Consider the following 19211-nt stretch of genomic DNA (forward strand, 5'->3'; position numbering starts at 1 on the left):
AGCCCAACTCCTCGCCCTACTCAACATCGATCCCACCCGACCACGATGGCTATAACGGCAGTCCACAACCATGTGCGAAGTCCACGTCTAGCCGGCGGGCAGGTCGCGGGAGCCGCCGGCCACGAGCGTGACCACGGCGTTCACGTCGCCGAGCCCGGCCGCGTCAAGGTCCGCGCGCAGGACCGTCTCGTCGGCTTGCGGCGGCCGGCCCACGGCGACCACGTGCAGGGTGCCGGTCTGCACCTGGAGGTCGGTGAGCTGCCACCCCTGTTCCGCGGCCCATCGCTCGACGACCGGATGCGCCTTCGCGATGATGATCTGCTGCTGCAGGACGTGCCAGCTGCCGTACCCGAGCGGCGCCGCGACCAGCAGCACCGCCAGCCCGACGGTCACCAGGGATTTCGCACCGAGCGTCCCGACCGCGACACCGGCCTCCCCGGCCGCGTCCCGCACCCGGCCGCCGAGCATGATCGCGGTGCCGGTGGCGATGATCGCCGCCATGTTCGTGCCGAACAGCAGCAGCGCGCCGGCCGACTGACCGTAGGCGCCGGACTCCGCGGTGAGCCCGACGACGGCCAGCGGCGGCACGAGCGAGATGGCGATCGCGACGCCCGGCAGCGTGTCCGAGACGTCGGAGCGGATCAGCGCGAACCCGCCGACCAGGCCGGTCGCCAGAGCCGTGAGCAGGTCGATGAGTTTCGGGCTGACCCGCGACGCGACCTGCGAGTTCGTCGCGGCGACCACCTCCGTGGGCACGAGGAGCCCGAGCAGATATCCGATCACGACGACGGCGGCGGCGCCGGCGAGGACCACCCCGAGGTGGTAGAGCAGCTGACGCCGATCGGCCAGCACGATCGCCAGCGCCGTACCCAGAATCGGCGTCATCAGCGGCGCGACGATCATCGCCCCGATCACCGTCGCCGTGGAGTCGGCGACCACGCCCGCCGCCGCGATCACACCGGCGAGCGTGAGCAGAACCCAGAAGTTCGTCTGGTTCCGCCGCTGGTCGCCGTGGGTGAGAAACAGCCGGCCGAGGATCCGGTCCACGTCACCGGCGGGAACCCGCAGGCCGGGCAAGTCCCGGGACAGAAGGCGTGCCATCGGTACACCGTCATTCACCCCGGCCCGATCACCCTCACCCCTGCCGGATGAATCCGGATCGCCGCAGCGCTGATCCCTGCCGCGAGCAGTCCGGCCTGAGGTAGCTCAGCGCCCGGTCCTGGGCCTGCCCACAGAATCTGGCGGGCGACCGTCACCCGCCGTGACGCACGTTGTGCGGCATGTGTGCGCCGCCTGCGGCTACCGCGATGACGTAGCACAATCGGCGGGAGCGAATGGACGGCTGACATCGCCGAGGGAGGATGCGTGCCGGACGAGCGCCCCTGGTGGCACAACGGAACGGCGCTGTGGCCGATGGCCCTGTCCTCGATGGGCGTCTTCATCTCGCGCGTGCTCGACGATCCGTACGACAACTTCGGCGGCCCGTTGCTCCACTTCATCATGCTCGGCGGCTCCGGTGCCCTCTTCGCAACAACAATCGCCCTTCTGGTGATCCGACGCAGAACCCGCATCGGCAAGGAATAGGTCAGCGTGTCCGAGGGGCGGCGTGCGCAGGCGGGGAACGGTAGAGGCTCGCCGCGGGCGTGAAGACTGCCGACCGCAGCAGGGGCAGGCACACCAATGCCAAGGCGCCGATCGCCGGCATGAGCGCCACCGGTAATTGGACCAGTGGATTGACGAGTGACCAGTCCATCACCAACCGGGCGAAAAACAGATATGGCCACGTTCCGCCGAACGCTATGGCAAGGAATACGACAATTCCTCGGGTATGAAGAGACACCCTTGGAGATAATCATCGATGCCTACGCGAGTCACTGCCGCCAGCCGGAACAACCGGGGTATGGCTAGCCATACATACCCCGGACGTCGGCTCGGCGGCCCACCTGCGCTGCGCTGAGCCTCTACGCTGTGCGAGCGCCGGGCGGTGAGTCCCACTCGTGAGGTTCTCCCCAAGCGATGGCACCGTCCGGCGTGCGATTCTCCCGAGGCTAATCGTCGTCGTGGATGTTACGGATTTCTTCCTCGATCTCCGTGATGGTGGGCAAGGCGGGATGGGGCCGCAGTCTCAGATTCTGCTGGGCCACTGCGATGATCTGCCCGATAGCGCTCCGAGCCTCCTCATGAAGCGCTGCGGTCGTCAGCCGCTTGATGTTCGTGCCGTCCCGCGCCAGTTCCACCTGGACGGTGGCGTCACCGACCCACACCTCCCCTGCCGCGTCGCCGGCCGGGACGTAGCGCAGCAGGGAAACCAGATCCGCCGACCCGCTCGTCCGCCACCACGCACGCCACCCGGGGTCGGTGTTGAGGATCTCGGAGACCGCGTCGATCGTTTCCTCCACGGCGTCCGGGGGCGGGCCACCCATCTCGTACCCGAAATTGACGGAGAACCAGGGAACGGTCTCCGCCACGTACCGGAAATCCTGCTCGTTGATGGCGCGTCACCCCTTCAGCAGGCCGCTCAGCTCGCGGCGGCTCCGGATCCCGATCTAAGCGGCACGGCGCGGCGGAACCTAGCCGGCCGCCCTGAGACGCCCGCCACCTTCCCGGCGCCGGCGCCCGGCATGAGCGCGGCTCGACCGCAACGGCCGTGTCGAGGCGTGGCTCTCGTGCCGACGACATACATCGACCATCGGTTCATCGACGACTGCTAAAGTGCGCCCGCTTCAACTCGATCATGGGGGATACAGTGACCGGATTCCGGGCGAGCGTCGCCGGCTTCGCCGCCGCCAGTCTTCTGCTCACGGGCTGCCAGACGACCGAGCCGGCCGGCCCGGCCACACCGGCGACGTCGGCGTCCGCGGCGCCCGCCCCCAACGGCATCGAGGCGCTCACCGCGGAACAGATCCTGGACCGGGCTCAGCAGGCGCTCGCCGACGCGCCGTCGTTCCGCTTCTGGGGCTTCCAGATGCACGGCGAGGCTCGGCCGTTCGCCGAGTTCACCGCGGTAGGCGACGATCTCACCGGCATGATGCGGCTGAGTTCCGAGGCTGGCCTGGAGAAGGCGACCATGGAGATCCTCCTGGCCGACGGAGTGCAGTACATCAAGCCCAGCGAGGACTACTGGCGGATCTTCGCCGAGGACTACGATCCGGAGGCGGCCATCACGGCCGCCGGCGACAAATGGATCCGGACACCCCCTTCGTCGAAGACCTTCGGTGCCATCTTCACCAGGGACCGTCTCGTTGCGGATTTCGACGTCCCGGCCGGGACTGTCGCCAAGGGCGCACCGTCCGAGATCGACGGTGTGCCGGTCCTGACGATGGGATCTGCGGAGATCGGCGGCATGAGCGCGCGCGTGGCCACCTCCGGTGAGCCCTATCCGACGCGGTGGGACACCTGGGCGGGCGACACCGTGGAGCTGACCGGGATCGGCGCCACCTATCCGCCGATCGAGAAGCCCGCGCCCGACCAGGTGACCGACCTGCTCACGGTGATGAGATCCGCCCGCACCGCCAAGGCCTGACGGTCAGCCGAACAACGCTCGCGGCCGCAGGGTCAGCGCGACGGCAGGCGGTCAGGAACCGGATCCGGCGCGGACCAGGCCGCACTCGTACGCGAAGACGACGGCCTGGACCCGGTCGCGGAGAGCGAGTTTGGTCAGCACCCGGCTGACGTGGGTCTTGATGGTGCCCTCGGAGAGGAAGAGGCGTCCGGCGATCTCGGCGTTGGACAGGCCGCGGGCGATGAGACCGAGCACCTCACGCTCCCGCTCGGTCAGCGACTCCAGAGCCGTCGGCGCCACGGCCGGGCCCTCGCCCGCTGTGACATAGCGGTCCAGGAGCCGGCGGGTGACGCTCGGGGCCACCACCGACTCACCGCGCGCCACCACCCGGATCGCGGACAGCAGGTCGGGGGCGAGGGTGTCCTTGAGCAGGAAGCCGCTCGCGCCGGCCCGCAGCGCCGCGTACACGTATTCGTCGAGGTCGAACGTGGTCAGGATCAGCACCCGGGTCCGGCCCGCGGTGTCCTCCGCGCAGATGCGCCGGGTGGCCTCGACGCCGTCGACGCCGGGCATGCGGACGTCCATCAGGACGATGTCGGGTCGCCCGGCGAGGACCGCCTGCGCTGCCTCGGCGCCGTCGGCCGCCTCGCCGACGACGCGCATGTCCGGCGCGTTCTCCAGGATCATCCGGAAGCCGGTACGGACCAGGGCCTGGTCGTCGGCCAGCAGGACACTTATCACGTCGGTCGCTCCTCGACGGGCAGCACGGCCCGCACCACGAAACCGCCCTGCGGGCCGGGGCCGGCGTCGAACCGGCCACCCAGGAGTCTCACGCGTTCCCGCATGCCGCGCAGCCCCGTACCCATGCCGTCGTGGTGGGCGGGCACGGAACCGTCGTCGCTGACGGTGATCTCCACCGACCCGGTCGCGTGAGCGACGACGACATCGGCGCTGGCTCCCGCGCCGGCGTGCTTCATCGTGTTCGTCAACGCCTCCTGCACGATCCGGTACGCCGACAGGTCCACCGCTGACGGAACAGTGACCGTCGTGCCGTCGATCCGCAGCCGCACCGGTGTGCCCGTCTCGCGGACCTGGTCGACCAGCGCGGGCAGCATCGCCAGACCGGGCTGCGGGTGCCAGGCGTCGTCGACCTCACCCACGGTGGCCAGCACGCGGCGCATGTCGGCGAGCGAGTCACGGCCGGTCTTGATGATCGCCTCCAGGGCCGCGCGGGTGTCGGCCGGCCGGTTGTCCAGGGCGGCGGCCCCGCCCTGGGCCTGGATCACCATGACGGACAGACCATGGGCGACGACGTCGTGCAGTTCCCGGCTGATCCGGCCGCGTTCGGCGGCGACCGCGAGGACCGCCTGCTGGCCGCGCTCCCGTTCCCGGTCGACCGCCCGGGCGCGCAGCTCGGCGAGGTAGGCGCGGCGGCTGCGCGTGCCCGATCCGATCGCCCAGGCGGCGACGAGGATCAGGATCAGGCCGGGCAGGTCGTTCCACGCGATCGTCCAGCTCTGCTCCACGGGGCCGTCCGGCAACGGCCGGGGCACGGGCTCGGGTCGGGGGAACGGCGGCCGCTGGCCCTCCGGCGCCGGATAGGCCTCGCGCCCGTCCGGCGCCGGATAGGCGTCGCGAACGGCGAACGTGCTCGACCCGACGGCCAGCACGAGCAACGCCGCCAGCACCGCCAGGGATTTCGCCCAGCCGTGCCGGACGGCGACGGTGTAGAGCAGGATCGGCACGCTCAGGTTGATGATCGTGAGTGGCATGCCGCCGGCCAGATGGAGCACGGCGGCGGCGCAGCAGACCGCGAGCATCACCGCCGGCCATCGGCGGCGCAGCGCGACGGCGGCGGTCGCCAGGACGGCCGCGGCCCACCACAGCGCGCCGGGCTCGCTCGCGGTCTCGTCGCTGCTGTTCACCGCGACGCAGGCGAGCAGCAGGATGACAGCGAGGGCGGTGTCCGCAATGGTGGGCCGATGCACAGGGCGACCCTACGGCCGCCACCCCGCCCACCGAATCCGTCGCGAGAGGTATTCCCGGATACCTCCGCAGGCGGACGCCGGTATCGCTGCGCCTGCCACACGATGACCGGCATGAATCGATCGATAGCTCTGACCATGGCAGGGGTGATGGCGGCGCTGGTCGCCGCCACGCCCCCGGCGGCGGCAGCGGCCCGTCCGCGGTCGACGATCAGCTGGCAGCCGTGCCCCGCCTATTCCGACGAGGCCCTCGACATGATGGTCCCGCCGGACCTGCGGGACCGTTTCGAACAGCTGCTCGGCCGCCTCGAATGCGGCACGATCAGCGTCCCGCTCGACCACACGAAACCGCGCGGGCGGAAGATCACCGTCGCGCTCACCCGGCTGCGCGCCGCCGATCAGGCGCATCGGCTGGGCAGCATCGCGCTGAACCCCGGCGGCCCCGGCGGCAGCGGCTACCTCATGCCCGTCCAGTTGCTGACGCAGGGCGCGGCCGACGGGCTGAACGACCGCTACGACCTGATCGGCTTCGACCCGCGCGGCGTCGGCTACAGCACCACGACCGACTGCCCCGACCCGGACGCGGGCGACGGCTCGGACCCGATCGGCCCGCTGACGAAGTCGCAGGCCCGCGCGCGGTACGCGGCAGAGGTCCGGGCCAACGCCGCTTGCGGGCGGTCCGACCCCGCGTTCCTGGCCCGGCTCACCACCGCCGACGTGGCCCGTGACCTCGACCTGATCCGGGCCGGCCTGGGCGAGCGGAAGCTCGGCTTCCTCGGCGTCTCCTGGGGCACCTGGCTCGGCGTGGTCTACCGCAGCCTCTTCCCCACATCAGTGAGCCGGATGTTCCTGGACAGCGTGGCGATCCCGGACTTCAGTGTGGTCGCCTTCGAGGACGGCCGTGCCGCCGCTGCCGAACGCAACGCCCGGCGGATGACGGCCTGGCTGGCCGAACGCGACGACCGCTACCGCCTCGGCTCCACCGCACAGCAGGTGAGCGCCACGATCGTCGCCCTGCGCGCCGACTACGACGCGAACCCGCGCGCGTTCCCCGACCTGCCGATCACCCTCGACGGCTCGTTCGTCGCCGTCGCCACGATCCAGGACGCGCCGGTGTGGCCACTCGCCGGACAGGTTCTCCAGGAACTGCGCGAGGCGACCGGCCCGGCCGCGCCGCCCACCGTCAAGGAGGTCATCGGGGAGCCGCCGTCCTCGCAACCGGAACCGCCGGCGGACCTGCCGGAGCGAGGGAACCGCACGATGAACCGGGCCGCGTTCTGCAACGAGGACCCCAGCCGGCTCGGCTTCGACGCGGCCTGGGCCGCCTACCAGCGGCGTCTCGCGGACAATCCGCTCACCGGCCGGGCGCTCGGCTTCTCCGCCGGGTGCGCGGGATGGCCGCTGCCGGTGCAGACCGTGGACCTGGAGCGTGGTGGCGGGTCGCTGGTGCTGTCCGGGCATCGCTGGGAGACGCCGTCGCCGTACGAATGGACCTGGCAGACGAAGGCGATCGTCGGCGGCCGGGTGTACACCGTCGATGACGACGTGCACGGGTCGGTGCTGCAGGAGCCGGATTGCGCCGCCGACGTGGTCGGGTATTTCGGCACGGGCCGGATCGACGGTGGTTGCGCCGGGGTGCCGGTGCCCGCGGACGCCGCCCGGACGACGGCGGCGGCCGGCACGCCGGGTGGCTTCCGCATTCCCTGAGCCGGCCACCCGCGAGGAGCTGGTCGCGGTGGCCGGCTCCTCGCACCGGCACTCGTCAACCGTCGCGACTCGCCGATCGGCTCGGTCAACCGGTGACCGTGGCGGCCGCCAGCCGCTGGAACTCCTCGCGGGCGCCGTTGAACAGGAAGTCGACGGTCTGGGTCAGCGCGATCGCGGTCAGCTCCCGGTCCGGGTCGTTGAACCAGGTCGTGCCGTACCCGCCGTCCCAGCCGTACCGGCCGGGCCGGGAGATCTCGTCCGGGGTGACGCTGACCGCCATGCCGTACCCCCAGCCCTGCCCGGAGAGCGGGAACGCGCCCGCGTCAGCGATCTGCTGCGCGGTGAGATGGTTCGTCGTCAGCCGCCGCACCGACTCGGCGGACAGCAGGCGCCGGCCGCGGTGGACTCCGCGGTTGAGCAGGAACCGGCTGAACGCGAAGTAGTCGTCGACGGTCGAGGCCAGGCCGGCGGCGCCGGACGGGAACGCGGGCGGCCGGCTCCACTCCTCGGGCGTCGACCCGGGCTGCAGCTCCAGCTGTCCGGTCTGCGGGTTGGCCGCGTACAGGCCGGGCAGCCGCGCGGCCTCGGCGCGCGGCAGGGAGAACCCGGTGTGCCGCATGCCGAGCGGCCCGAACAGCCGGCGGCGCAGGAACTCCTCCAGCGGCCGGCCGGCGGCGCGCTCGACCAGCACACCGAGCACCAGGGCGCCGGTGTTGTACTGCCAGCGCTGCCCGGGCTGGTACATCAGCGGCAGGGTGCCGAACCGGCGGATCCACTCGTCCGGGCTCAGCGGCGTCCGCGGATCCGGCTGCGCGATCACCAGCTGCAGCTCGTCGGCCGCGGTGACGATCGGGTACGGCGGCTGGAAACTCGGCTCGAAGAGGATCCCGTGACCCATCCGGAAGGTCAGCACGTCCTCGACCGTGATCGGCCGTGCCGCCGGGACGGTCTGGTCGAGCGGACCGTCGAGGCGGGTCAGCACCCGGCGGCCGGCCAGCTCGGGCAGCAGCCGGTCGACCGGCTCGTCCAGCCCCAGCCGGCCGTCCTCCACCAGCATCATCGCGGCCGCCGCGATCACCGGCTTGGTCAGCGAGGCCAGCCGGAACGGCGTACCCCGGCGCATCGGCTTCGCCCCGCCCGGCGACAGCGTCCCGATCGTGTCGATGTGCACCCGTCCGCGATGCGCGACCAGGTACACGATGCCGGCCAGTTCTCCTCGCCCGGCCCGGGCCGCCATCGCCGCGTGCAGCGCGGCGAGGCCCGGCCGCCACGGCCCGCCGGTGGACGCCGCCGCCGGTCCACCCGTCACGGCACCGGTCGCCACGGCACCGGCGCCGGCCAGCAGTGTTCGCCTTCGCATCGCAGATCTCCGTTCGTCTCGTCGGCTCATGACTGTGGAGACCAGCGCGGCGACGGGAACTCATCGGTCCGGCGAGCTGTCAGCGGCCGACGACGCTTGACCTGTCGGAAGTCCGCCGTTGTCCGCGATCGCGGAAGGCAGCGGGCCCGCGCTCTCCGCTCGGGCCCGCCGCCGGTCGGGTCAGCCCCGGCGCCACTTCTGGTTCTGGCCGCCGACGCAGTCCCAGAGGTGCAGCCGGGCGCCGTCGTTCGGATTCCACTCCGCGATGTCGACGCACTTGTTCGCCTGCGGGTTGACCAGGTCGCCGGCCGCGCTGAGCACGAACTGCTGGGCCGCATTCCCGCTGCACGTGGCGATCTGGATCACCGCGCCGTTGTCCCGCGAGCCCCAGGCGACGTCCATGCACTTGTTGTTCTGCGTGCTGACCGTGCCGCCGCTGAACGTCCACGCCTGCGCGGCGGTGTTGTTGCAGGTCCAGACCTGCAGCGGCACCCCGTCGGAGAAGTTCGCGTTGTTCACGTCGACGCACTTGTTGTTCCAGTTGCTGAGGATCCGGTTGCCGGTGGCCGGTTGGTTTCCACCCGCGCCGAACGGGCTCATGATGATGCCGGCCTGCTGCGGGTCGCCGTCGTGGACCAGCGACTCGAACCCGCCGACGTCGTCGTAGGCGAAGCCGTACGCCTTACCGTCGACCATGTTGGCGTGGATGATCCGGGAGTAGTGGTTCGGCGCGCTGTTCTTGTAGAACGCGTTCGCGTCGTACACCGGTTCCACAGTGGACGGGCCGAGCGTTCCCCGTACCAATGCTGTGCAGATGGTCCGGCGCACCTCGCTCTGGATGAACGGCGCCACGTTCGGGGCGTTGAAGACGCCGTCGCAGCCCCAGACGTTCGCGGTGCTGGGCTTGTCGACGGTCGCGACCTCGGCGCCGGTGCTGTCGGTGAACCGCATGGTGTTGCCGACGGTCCGGCCGAAGAACCTGCGGTTCGGCTCGTTCTGGCGCGGCACGACGGTGAGCGTCTTGCTGGTGTACGCGTTCCACGCCTGGTTGATGTAGGCGTCGAGGTAGTTCGCGGGGAACTTCCCGGCGTCGGTGGCCTTGCCCGGGGCGAGCACCCGCAGGACCGTGCCGTCGGCGCGGGTGATGACCGAGTCCTGCCAGCCCGGCTGGGCCTTGATGGCGTTGATGACCTTGTTGCGGCCGTCGTCGACGACGTCGCCGGTGCGTTTGGTCTGCCCGGCGCCGTTGGTCACGGTGACCGCGTGCGGGATGCCGAAGAAGTCGACCTGCGAGCTGTTCAGCCACAGCCCCGCGTCGTTGAAGGTGAACTCGCTGGTGTCGAAGAGGGTGTTGAAGTTCGGGTCGCCGGGCGCCCACGGCGCCGGCTGGACGAAGCCGTCCGGGGTGATGAAGAACTTGATCTTGTCGCCCATCGCCATGTAGACCCGGCCGGAGAGACCCTTCGGGATGCGGATCGTCGTGGTGCCACCGTTGCCGGGCCCGGCCATCGACACGTCCGGGGCGGGCACCGGCGGGTTGCCGCCGGCCGGCCAGGGGGTGAAAGCGCCACTGCTGTTGACGTAACCCCAGCGCCCGTTCATGGTGCCGATGACGTACAGGTACACGGCGTCGCCGCGGCCGGTGTTGTTGGTGACGGTCATGGGGAGCACGGCGGGCGATGCCGCCGAGGCGGGCATCGCCACGGCGGTGACCGGTGCCGCTGCCAGGAGGGCGGCAACGGCGGTCAGCCATCTCATTCGGGTACGCAAACCAACTCCTCGATCTGTCCATGCACACCCGGCAGGCCTCGGGGAAGCGGCCGCGTGGCGGATGGCGGCGAAGGGGATGTCGCCGGCGCCCTCTCCGGACACATGCCGTGAGAGCGCTCTCATAGCATTGTTGGGGTTGTTAACTGATGTCAACAGTGATTCATCAATGTTTCAACGGGAGGCGAGTCTCGGCTCTAACTTTCGGAGTTGCATCCCGGAAGTTCCGAGAACCGATCAGCCGGAACACCATTACATTGCCCCAGCTCAATGCAGCAGCCCTCGCACTATCCGTGTCCCGAGTGCCATGACGAGCGAATATTCACTGTTGTAATTGTCGCTACCCGCTTGTAATGTTTCGGTCGATCCGGATCAGGCTTGTTTCCTCGGTCGCTCGCCACCGCCCCCATTCCCCGTCCTGCGGGACGGCACGGCATGCCCGGCCCTGAAAGGAACCGACCATGAGAAGACACTGGCGCACAGTGCTGGCCTCGGTCGCCGCGATCCTCGCCGGCCTGATGGCCACCACCACGCTCCTCCCGGCGTCACCGGCCTCCGCGGCGGCGTTGACCGAGGTCACCGGGTTCGGCACCAACCCCACCGGCATCCGGATGTACCTCTACGTCCCCGACCGGCTGCCCACCAAGCCGGCGGTGCTGGTGGCCGTGCACTACTGCACCGGCTCCGGCCCGGCGTTCTACTCCGGCACCGAGTTCAAGTCGCTGGCCGACCAGTACGGCTTCATCGTCATCTACCCGTCGACAGTGCGTACCGGGAACTGCTGGGACGTCTCCTCGGCCGGTGCTCTCACCCACAACGGCAACAGCGACCCGGTCGGCATCACCTCGATGGTCAAGTACGTCCAGCAGAGGTACGACACCGATACGGCACGGACCTTCGTCACCGGCGCCTCGTCCGGCGCGATGATGACCAACGTGCTGCTCGCCGACTACCCGGACGTCTTCGCCGGCGGCGCCGCGTTCATGGGCGTGCCGCACACCTGCTTCCAGGCGACAGCGGGCAATCCCGCCGACCCCGGCCAGCAGGCCGGATGGAACAGCGCCTGCGCGAACGGCCAGGTCAGCAAGACCGCCGCCCAGTGGGGTGACGCGGTGCGCAACTCCTACCCCGGTTACACCGGCCCCCGCCCGCGCATGCAGCTGTGGCACGGCACCACGGACACCACGCTGCACTACAACAACTTCGGCGAAGAGATCAAGCAGTGGACCAACGTGCTCGGTGTCAGCCAGACACCGGTCAAGACCGACATGCCGCAGTCCGGCTGGACCCGCACCTGGTACGGCGACACCTCGGCGCAGCCGCCGGTCCAGGCCATCAGCATCGCCGGCGTCGGTCACTCGCTCCCCCTGTCCGGCCAGGCCAGGATGGCGATCAGCTTCTTCGGTCTGGACGGGACCACCGTCTCGCCGTCGCCGTCCTCACCGTCCTCGCCCTCGCCGTCCTCGCCGTCGCCGGTTCCGGGTGGCTGCACCGCCTCGATCTCGCTGAACTCGTGGAACGGCGGCTACGTCGCCACCGTCACGGTCACCGCCGGCGCGTCGGCGATCAACGGCTGGACCGTCGGCACCACCCTGCCGCCCGGCTCGGCCGTCACCAACGCGTGGAGCGCGACAGGTAGCGGCACGAGCGGGGCGGTGAGCTTCACGAACGTGAACTACAACGGCTCCGTCGCGGCCGGCCGCACCACCCAGTTCGGCTTCCAGGGCACCGGCGCCGGCCCGGCCGGCGCGACCTGCACCGCTCGCTGACGGGCAGGCCCCGGCTCCATCGATCAGGGGGTTCCACCACTCGTCATCGATGGAGCCGGAGTAACTTCGTCATGTGCCGGATGACGTCTCTGACCCGACTGCGCGTGGCGGTTACGGCAGCAGCGTTGACCAGTTGCCGAAATCGATGGTCAAGGTCGTCCGTGCCCCAGCCGATGACTCGCGGCTCCTCATGTGGGCGGGACGCCCTGGGGTGCGCCTGCTGGACTTTCATGAACACCAGCAGCTCGATCGAGCAAGTCTTCAGCGATTCCCGCAGAATGGCGACGGCTCGATCGTGTGGTCCTCGGTTCCCCCCGCGCTCGTGGTGCGCGCCGAGCGGGACGACGAACGGGCGATCGGAGACTTCCTGCGCGAGGACGGTGACGTGGTGATCATGTGGTCGACCCTCGCGCTTCCGAGCGTGTCGTTGAGTGCGGCAGAGACGTCTGCTCGAATATCGGAGATCGTGGCGACGGACCCATTGCTGTGGCTTTATCGGCCGGATCAGCATCTCGTCCTCGAGCGGAATTATTTCGAGGACACGACGATCGTGGCTCGGATTCCGCAGCACCAGGGTCAATGTCATTCAGCTTAAGTTGATCTTGATAGGGTCGGGCCGGACCGGGGTTGAGGGCACATGATCGGGGTGCGGGACGCGGAGCGGAGCACACCCAGGCTCCCGCCGGCGTAGATGAGGGTTCACCGTAGCCGTGCGTGCGACAGCGTCTCGGCCCTGGCAGAGACGCGGGCACACGGTCACGTTGTGTGCGACCTCATCCGCCCTCCATCGGCGATGGTGGACGGTACGGGCGTCGATCAGTGTGCCGGCTGACGCGCCAACGCACGTCCCGGCCGGCGAATTCGAGACCCCGCTGACGCCGTCGTCGCGGGACCAGCGGCGTCGCGCACCAGCCTGTCACCTGTGGTCGGCAGAGAAAGCCGCATCGAGGGCTGACGCAGGAAGCAGAATCGGAACCGCGCCGGCAGCTGGCTGGCGGATGGGGTCGGGATCGAACCGACACGGGTGTTACCCCCAACGGTTTTCGAGACCGCGGCCGTCGCCTGCCCTCGGCTGGCCCATCCAGGTGTCACTACGTCGGGTCGGCCGGATTCGAACCGGCGGCCCCTCGCTCCCAAGGCGAGTGCGCTGCCAAGCTGCGCCACGACCCGTTCGCGGAAGCGGGAGGATTCGAACCTCCGCCGGTTTCCCGGTCCGCCTTAGCAGGGCGGCGCCTTAGGCCACTCGGCCACGCTTCCATGGTGCTCAAAACCAAAAAACCGCCTTCCCGGTACGGGAGGCGGCTTCGCGCTGTGATGCGTGAGCTCAGAGCCTCCCGATGTGGGGTCCACTGATCCGGGCAGACGACCCCGGCAGCGAATGCTGCGGGCGGGAGGCGGCATGCCACAGGTCCATGGTGAACTCCTCGGTCGGGTCTGATGACGACGATAGAGCCGGCCCCGTGGACGGGACAACGCATTTACTCAGCGCGGGCCGGAACGTACCGGAAGGCACGCGGCTCGCCGCCCGGCGGTCTTTACACGAACGTCACTGCGAGGCGATCGGCGGGACACGGCGCGCGCCTAAGAATGTCGGATGGATGGGGTGCTCAAGGTCAGGGACGCATTGGTGTCGGCGCTCGGGCGGCGGACGTTTCTGCAGGTGATGGCCGCCGTCGGGGTCGGTGGAACGGCTGCGGGCACGGTGGCGAGCCCGGCGTCGGCGGCTGCGCCGGCGATTCTGCAGCCGGGTAAGGGCCCGATTCACGGCAAGCACTACCTTCGATCCCGCCCGGACGAGGTGCGCTGGGGTTACGTGCCGTCGACCAGCAGTGATGCGGTGCTGCGGATGCGGTCCGGGGAGACCGTCACGATCGACACGGTCTCGCACGAGGGGATCTTGGAGGATCAGGGCAGGGATCCGGTGGCCTGGTTCGCCCAGCACGGCGTCAGGCGCGACAGCGTGCTGAACGACGCCGTCGTGATCGCCCGGGACTACGAGAGGACCGCGCGGAACTTCGACGTGGACGGCCCGCACATCGTCACCGGTCCGATTCAGGTCATCGGCGCGGAACCCGGTGACGTGCTCCGGATCGAGGTGCTGTCGGCGCTCCCCCGCGTGCCCTACGGCGTGATCTCCAGCCGGCACGGCAAGGGCGCGCTGCCCCGGCTGGCCGGTGGCGCGGTCCCGACCGGCATCACCGAGTCCGAGATCATGCCACCGGTGGCGTCGGACGGACGGGGCAGCGGCGATCCCCGCAGGTACGGCAACGTCTCGGTCTTCACCCCGGTCCGCACATCACGGAAAGGCGCGCTGGCCGGCGTGCTGCCCCGCGGCGGTGACCGCAGTGTCGCCTTCCCGCTGAACCCGTTCATGGGCATGATGGGTGTCGCGTTCGCGGATACGCCGTCACTGACCGATCCGGCCCTCAACTCGATTCCGCCGACGCTCGGTGGCGGAAACATCGACATCAATCTGCTCGGCCGGGGCGCCACGTTCTACCTGCCGGTCTTCGCCGAGGGCGCGCTCTTCTACGTCGGCGACCCGCATTTGGCGATGGGCAACGGCGAGGTGGCGCTGACCGCTATGGAGGGTTCGCTGCGCGCCACGTTCCGGCTCACGGTGGTCAAGAAGGGCCGGCCGGGCGCGCCGTCGGTGGCATTCCGCTACCCGTTCGCGGAAACTCCGGAGGCGTGGGTGCCGATCGGGCTGTCCGACCCGGACGGCTCGCCGGGCGGTCAGGGCAACGACCTGGACATCGCGATGCGCCGGGCCGCCGTGAACGCCCTCGACTTCCTCGAACACGACCTCGGCATGCACCGCGCGGTCGCCTACGCCTACCTCTCCGCGGCAGCGAGCTTCGAGGTGTCGCAGGTGGTCGACCGCACGACGGGAGTGCACGCCGTCATCCCCAAAGACCATTTCTGATCATTGGGTACGGCCGGAGCACCGTCCCCCGGTGAGCCGGTCGGGCGCCGGTAACGCCACGTGCCGCACACCCTCGCCGACCAGCAGCGGCTCCCGGCTCGTCACCAGCAGCGCGGACCCGCTCGCCGCCGGGATCAGCGGCCGCACCTGGTCGGCGGCGGTGGCGCCGTCGACCACGATCAGCACCCGCCGGGCGGCCAGCAGCGACCGGTACCGGCCGATCCGCTCGTCGGCCTGTTCCGGCACCTCGCCGGCCGGCACGCCGAGCGCCCGCAGCGCCCGGCCGAGCAGGTCGGCCGCTGACACGCCGGGGCCGGCGACCGCGAAGATCTGCCCGTCCGGGAACGTGTCGGCGAGCCGGTGCCCGGCCCGGGTGACGAGCGCCGACGTGCCGCTGCCGGGCGGGCCGTGCACGACCACGGCGGCCGGCGTCCGCTCCCCGGCGCCGGGCCGGGCGGCGGCCAGCACCGCGGCGATCTCGTCGGCGTGCCCGGTCAGGAACACCGGGTCGGGCGGCAGCTCACGGGGCACCTCACTGACCGCGGGCCGGCTGCGGCGCAGCAGCTGCCGGGCCCACGGGTCGAGCCGGGGCGCGCGTTCCAGCATCGCCACGTGCAGGTCGGCGAGCTCGCTGCCGGGGTCGACGCCGAGCTGGGCCTGCAGGGTGGCCTGGGCCTGCCGGTACGCGGACAGCGCGGCGGCCAGGTCGCCGGCCCGGTACAGCGCCAGCATGAGCTGCGCCCACGCGCGTTCGCGCAGCGGGTGGACGCCCAGGTGGTCGCGGAGCATCGGCACCAGCTCACCGGCGTAACCGAGGTCCAGGCGGGCTTCGGTGAGGTCTTCGAGGACACGCAGCCGGTCGGCTTCCAGACCGGCGAGCAGCACGTCGAGCCCGGCGCCGCGCGGCAGCCCGTGCCCGGCGGCGCCGCGCCACAGCCGCAGCGCCGCGTCCAGGGCGGGCTCGGCCCGGTTCGCGTCGCCGAGCGCGAGCGCGGCTCGCCCGCTCTCCGCGAGCCGGTGGAATTCGGCCACGTCCAGCTCGTGCGCGGCCAGGTTCATCTGGTACGCGCCGTGCCGCGACACAATCCGGTCGCCGAGCGCGCGGCGCAGGCCCGCGACGTGATTGCGGATGTTGGCGACCGCGGACGCGGGTGGCTCGTCGCCCCAGAGCAGATCGGTGAGCCGGTTCAGCGTCACCGGCCGGTTGACCTCCAGGGCCAGCACGGCGAGCGTGGCCCGCCGCTTGGCCGGCCCGGGATCGACCGGGCCGTCCTCTCCCCGTAACTCCACCGGCCCGAGCAGACGGACCTCGATGGACATGTTCTCCCCCTTGAATCGGCCCCCAGGTTAGGAAGCCGGGCGGGAGAGATCAACGCGAATCCGGAGAATCGCACAGTGAGCATTATCAACCGGTCAGGGGCGGCGTCCGAGTAACAAAAACGGCCACCGCATCGCTGCACGGTCAGTCGCCGGGAAGCCGGACGCCGTCGGCCACCTCCTCGTAGACGTACGCCCACCATGCCGCGTCGGTGCGCAGCGCCGGCCGGTCGGCGCATCTCAGCTCACGCCGCAGCCTCCGGCCGTGCCGCACGGCCCGCCGGTCGTCGCCGGCGTCCCGGAAGTCCTCGAGGAAGTCGTGCCAGCGCCGCAGGAACATCAGGAACAGCGGGACCGACGAGTTCACGAACAGCATCGTGACGCCGTCGTCCGCGGTGTGCCAGACCTGACCGTCGCCGTGGCGGGCCAGGTACACGCCGGCGTGTCCGGTCTCGTCCGTGCCCAGCTGGTACCAGCGGACACCGCCGATCGTCCGTTCGGCCAGCAGCGGATCGCCGAGCCGGTAGAACATGCCCTCGACCTGCGCCGGGACGCCGTGGCGGGTGAGCAGTAGCAGGGCGTCGGGCGGCAGGGCGCCGGGCGGCAGGGCTGCGGTGGCCGCCGGGTCGGCGCGGACCACCTCGGCGCCCCGCCACGGGTCGTCGCTCATGCCGTCAGATTATGCTCAGCACCCGGCGGACCGGGTCGGCGATCTTGTCCTGCGGGACCAGGGCCGGGCCGGTGAACTGAACGACGCGCAGATCCTTGCGGTACGGCACGACGGCCAGCACCGCCCGGGTGGTGTCCTCGAGGTAGCCGACCGCGCCGGCGCCGAGGCCCTCGATCCGCTGCGGCTTCTCGCCGGCCTTCGCCACCGCGTCGATCGTCTCCTGAACGGTCTCGGACCGGTCCGGCATGGTGGCGACCGACAGAACGAACGCCTGCTTGCCGTCCCGCCCGTACGCGCAGTGCCGCCACACGTTGCCGTTCTCCTGCTTCTCGGCGGGCAGTTCCTCTGCGGACAGCTTCGTCTTCCCGGAACCGCCGAGCATCTCGATCACCTGGGCCGCCGGGAGCAGCTCGCAGGCCGAGGTGATCGTGGAAACCCGCGGCAGGGCCTTCGGCGCGGCGGAGGACTCCGCCGGGGCCGCCTGCCAGGTCGGCGCGGGCGCCTCTCCCCCGCAGCCCGCGGCCAGCAGCACGGTGGCGCCGGCCACCAGGTAGGAGCCGATGCGTTTCGGCACGTGGATCGTTCCTCCTCGAACGTTCGTGAGTCGAGCGCTGACGAGGCTAGGGAGCAGACATATACGGGCGGCTATCTTCCGGATATACCCGGACAAGCGGCCGACGCGGGTCAGTCCAGCCACCGCCAGTCGCCGGGCACCGCGGCGGACATCAATTCACAAGCTTCTTCGGTACGGCCCATCGCCCACACCGAGTTGTTTCCCATCTCGCTGACCAGGAGCTGGTCGTTCGCGTACCAGCCGTGCCGGGGACCGTCCGGGATCGGCCAGTAGACATGGCGGGGCAGGGACAGCGGCGCGAAATGATCCGGAACGGTACGCCACACCGCCTCGTCGAGGTAGGCGTAGATCGTGGGGAGCGAGCCGCCGGCCAGGCACTCGCCGAGCACCGACTCGACCAGGAACGCCGACAGCGGCTGGCCGTAGTCACGCCAGATGGCCGCCGAGCCCCGGTGCAGGTCCTTCCATCGCATCGGCGGGTCGGGCGCCTCGCCGTACTCGAAGCCCCAGAGAACGCCGCGCTGGTTCTCCTCCCGGATCACCAGGATGTCCGGCCCGTCGAGGTGGAGCTGCCGGGGCCTGAGGACCGGGTCCTGCGTGCGCAGGACGTCGTCCCGATTCCCCAGCAGCCCGTGGAACTGGCGCAGCAGAGGCGGGATGGTGAACCCGAGCGCCTGCTCGGCAGCGTCCAGTTCCGCCGCCGAGCAGCCGTCACCGGGATGGAGCCCGCCCCTCCACTCGTTCATGAAGGCACGGCACAGGCCGAGTGCCCGCCGCGGATCCCACGGCCGCTCGGTGCATGCCTTCACGAAACTCATAGCGTCATCTTCCGGCGGTCAGCTTGCCGTTCAACCTCCAGCCCCAACCCGGCGTCGCACGGACGTGCTCCCGAGATGTTGATCGCCCAGCGGCTGGAAATCGCTGTGATCATGGGGCTGTCACAGCGATTTCCCGACGCTGGCTGATCAACAACGCCGCTGGCTGATCAACAACGCCGTTCGGGGCCGCGAAGCGTCGAAGATCGAGGGCTCGACGTGGATGAGGTCGCACACAACGCCATCGTGGTCCTGCACCTACGCCATAGCCGGGACGCTGGCACACGGACGGCTTCGGTGTGCTCTCGTCCACGCTGGCGTGGGCTTCGGTGTGCTCCTGTCCGCGTTCCGCGGCCGGATCGTGTGCCCTCGACCTCGTTCCGGCAGCAACCGCGAGCAGACAACGGGCATAACGGGCGACAAATCGATTCCGCGGAGGGCGATGAGCTCACGCGTGTGCGCTGGCCGCCCGCCGATCGAGCTTATGGAACGCATCGAATTCCGCACCGTCGAGGAGCAGCTCGGTGCCGGGGTGTTGGCGACACTTGTTCCGTACCTCGACGGCGTGCCTTTGCCTGAACTGGTGCGCAAGGCTGAGTTGCCCTTCGCCCGGCGTGAGGGCAACCCTGATCTCGCGGGCAGCTACGCAGGTCTGCCGGGCGAGGAGGTGCGCTGGCCGCGCCGGCACGACCTTGGAGATCCGGCCCTGAGCTGACGATCAGATGCAGTCGGGTAGCCCCGACGCATTGCTGCGCCGGGGCCCCCTCAGAACCGTGCGTGCAACTCGTCGCGGCACACGGCTCAAGCAAGCCACTGGGG

Annotated in this window: 17 protein-coding genes and 3 tRNA genes; 7 read left to right on the forward strand and 13 right to left on the reverse strand. The window is 70.4% G+C overall.

All coding sequences use genetic code 11. From position 1 onward, the window contains the following. Positions 1-87 precede the first annotated feature (87 nt). Positions 88-1101: a DUF389 domain-containing protein gene (locus AB0F72_RS41155; protein ID WP_360444410.1), complete on the reverse strand. Its 1014-nt coding sequence runs from the start codon at positions 1099-1101 to the stop codon at positions 88-90. Positions 1102-1365: 264 nt separating this feature from the next. On the opposite strand from AB0F72_RS41155, the gene AB0F72_RS41160 reads away from it, so the two are divergent. Next, positions 1366-1584, forward strand: coding sequence for a hypothetical protein (locus tag AB0F72_RS41160; protein WP_360444412.1), 219 nt, complete (start codon positions 1366-1368; stop codon positions 1582-1584). Between the two features lie 464 nt (positions 1585-2048). Here the strand turns inward: AB0F72_RS41160 and AB0F72_RS41165 are convergent, their stop codons facing one another. Beyond that, positions 2049-2468, reverse strand: a complete 420-nt coding sequence (locus AB0F72_RS41165) for a hypothetical protein (RefSeq protein ID WP_360444415.1) — start codon at positions 2466-2468, stop codon at positions 2049-2051. A gap of 266 nt (positions 2469-2734) precedes the next feature. Between AB0F72_RS41165 and AB0F72_RS41170 the strand changes: the two genes are divergently transcribed. Continuing rightward, entirely contained in the window at positions 2735-3523 is a 789-nt protein-coding gene (locus tag AB0F72_RS41170) for a hypothetical protein (protein WP_360444418.1), read from the forward strand. A 51-nt stretch (positions 3524-3574) separates the two neighbouring features. Here AB0F72_RS41170 and AB0F72_RS41175 read toward each other — a convergent pair whose 3' ends face one another. Beyond that, positions 3575-4243: a response regulator transcription factor gene (locus AB0F72_RS41175; RefSeq protein WP_360444420.1), complete on the reverse strand. Its 669-nt coding sequence runs from the start codon at positions 4241-4243 to the stop codon at positions 3575-3577. Continuing rightward, the gene (locus AB0F72_RS41180) at positions 4240-5490 is read right to left on the reverse strand and encodes a sensor histidine kinase (protein WP_360444423.1); all 1251 of its coding nucleotides are present in this window, start codon (positions 5488-5490) and stop codon (positions 4240-4242) included. The genes AB0F72_RS41175 and AB0F72_RS41180 overlap by 4 nt, the downstream gene beginning before the upstream one ends. A 111-nt stretch (positions 5491-5601) precedes the next feature. On the opposite strand from AB0F72_RS41180, the gene AB0F72_RS41185 reads away from it, so the two are divergent. Then, entirely contained in the window at positions 5602-7194 is a 1593-nt protein-coding gene (locus AB0F72_RS41185) for an alpha/beta hydrolase (RefSeq protein ID WP_360444426.1), read from the forward strand. A gap of 85 nt (positions 7195-7279) precedes the next feature. On the opposite strand, the gene AB0F72_RS41190 is transcribed toward AB0F72_RS41185, so the two are convergent. Beyond that, entirely contained in the window at positions 7280-8554 is a 1275-nt protein-coding gene (locus AB0F72_RS41190; RefSeq protein ID WP_360444429.1) for a serine hydrolase domain-containing protein, read from the reverse strand. Positions 8555-8734: 180 nt separating this feature from the next. Then, positions 8735-10312 carry a beta-1,3-glucanase family protein gene (locus AB0F72_RS41195; RefSeq protein WP_360444432.1) on the reverse strand — a complete coding sequence of 526 codons (1578 nt, stop codon included), beginning with the start codon at positions 10310-10312 and terminating at the stop codon, positions 8735-8737. 470 nt (positions 10313-10782) lie between these two features. On the opposite strand from AB0F72_RS41195, the gene AB0F72_RS41200 reads away from it, so the two are divergent. Beyond that, a complete protein-coding gene (locus AB0F72_RS41200; protein WP_360444435.1) occupies positions 10783-12090 on the forward strand; it encodes a PHB depolymerase family esterase in 1308 nt (435 codons plus the stop codon). 73 nt (positions 12091-12163) lie between these two features. Further along, positions 12164-12685, forward strand: coding sequence for a hypothetical protein (locus AB0F72_RS41205; protein ID WP_360444438.1), 522 nt, complete (start codon positions 12164-12166; stop codon positions 12683-12685). A 397-nt stretch (positions 12686-13082) separates the two neighbouring features. Here the strand turns inward: AB0F72_RS41205 and AB0F72_RS41210 are convergent. The 3 genes from AB0F72_RS41210 to AB0F72_RS41220 all read right to left on the reverse strand — a co-directional run bounded on the left by AB0F72_RS41210 (position 13083) and on the right by AB0F72_RS41220 (position 13347). Then, a tRNA-Ser gene (locus AB0F72_RS41210) sits at positions 13083-13173 on the reverse strand. Between the two features lie 13 nt (positions 13174-13186). Next, positions 13187-13260: transfer RNA gene (locus tag AB0F72_RS41215), tRNA-Pro, on the reverse strand. Positions 13261-13264: 4 nt separating this feature from the next. Next, positions 13265-13347: transfer RNA gene (locus AB0F72_RS41220), tRNA-Ser, on the reverse strand. A gap of 337 nt (positions 13348-13684) precedes the next feature. Between AB0F72_RS41220 and AB0F72_RS41225 the strand changes: the two genes are divergently transcribed. Beyond that, entirely contained in the window at positions 13685-15016 is a 1332-nt protein-coding gene (locus tag AB0F72_RS41225) for an acetamidase/formamidase family protein (protein ID WP_360444441.1), read from the forward strand. On the opposite strand, the gene AB0F72_RS41230 is transcribed toward AB0F72_RS41225, so the two are convergent. The 4 genes from AB0F72_RS41230 to AB0F72_RS41245 all read right to left on the reverse strand — a co-directional run bounded on the left by AB0F72_RS41230 (position 15017) and on the right by AB0F72_RS41245 (position 18323). Then, positions 15017-16336 carry a BTAD domain-containing putative transcriptional regulator gene (locus tag AB0F72_RS41230; protein WP_360444443.1) on the reverse strand — a complete coding sequence of 440 codons (1320 nt, stop codon included), beginning with the start codon at positions 16334-16336 and terminating at the stop codon, positions 15017-15019. It lies immediately after the preceding gene. Between the two features lie 142 nt (positions 16337-16478). Then, complete coding sequence (locus tag AB0F72_RS41235) at positions 16479-17003, reverse strand: SUKH-4 family immunity protein (protein WP_360444446.1); 525 nt, start codon at positions 17001-17003, stop codon at positions 16479-16481. A gap of 4 nt (positions 17004-17007) precedes the next feature. Next, on the reverse strand, positions 17008-17577 hold the full coding sequence (locus AB0F72_RS41240; RefSeq protein ID WP_360444449.1) for a DUF3558 family protein: 570 nt from the start codon (positions 17575-17577) through the stop codon (positions 17008-17010). Between the two features lie 110 nt (positions 17578-17687). Beyond that, on the reverse strand, positions 17688-18323 hold the full coding sequence (locus tag AB0F72_RS41245; protein ID WP_360444452.1) for a hypothetical protein: 636 nt from the start codon (positions 18321-18323) through the stop codon (positions 17688-17690). A 553-nt stretch (positions 18324-18876) separates the two neighbouring features. Between AB0F72_RS41245 and AB0F72_RS41250 the strand changes: the two genes are divergently transcribed. After that, positions 18877-19107 (forward strand): hypothetical protein, encoded by a 231-nt coding sequence (locus AB0F72_RS41250; protein WP_360444455.1) that lies wholly within the window; start codon positions 18877-18879, stop codon positions 19105-19107. Positions 19108-19211: the final 104 nt, after the last annotated feature.

Source organism: Actinoplanes sp. NPDC023936, from assembly GCF_040639325.1.
Lineage (GTDB): Bacteria > Actinomycetota > Actinomycetes > Mycobacteriales > Micromonosporaceae > Actinoplanes.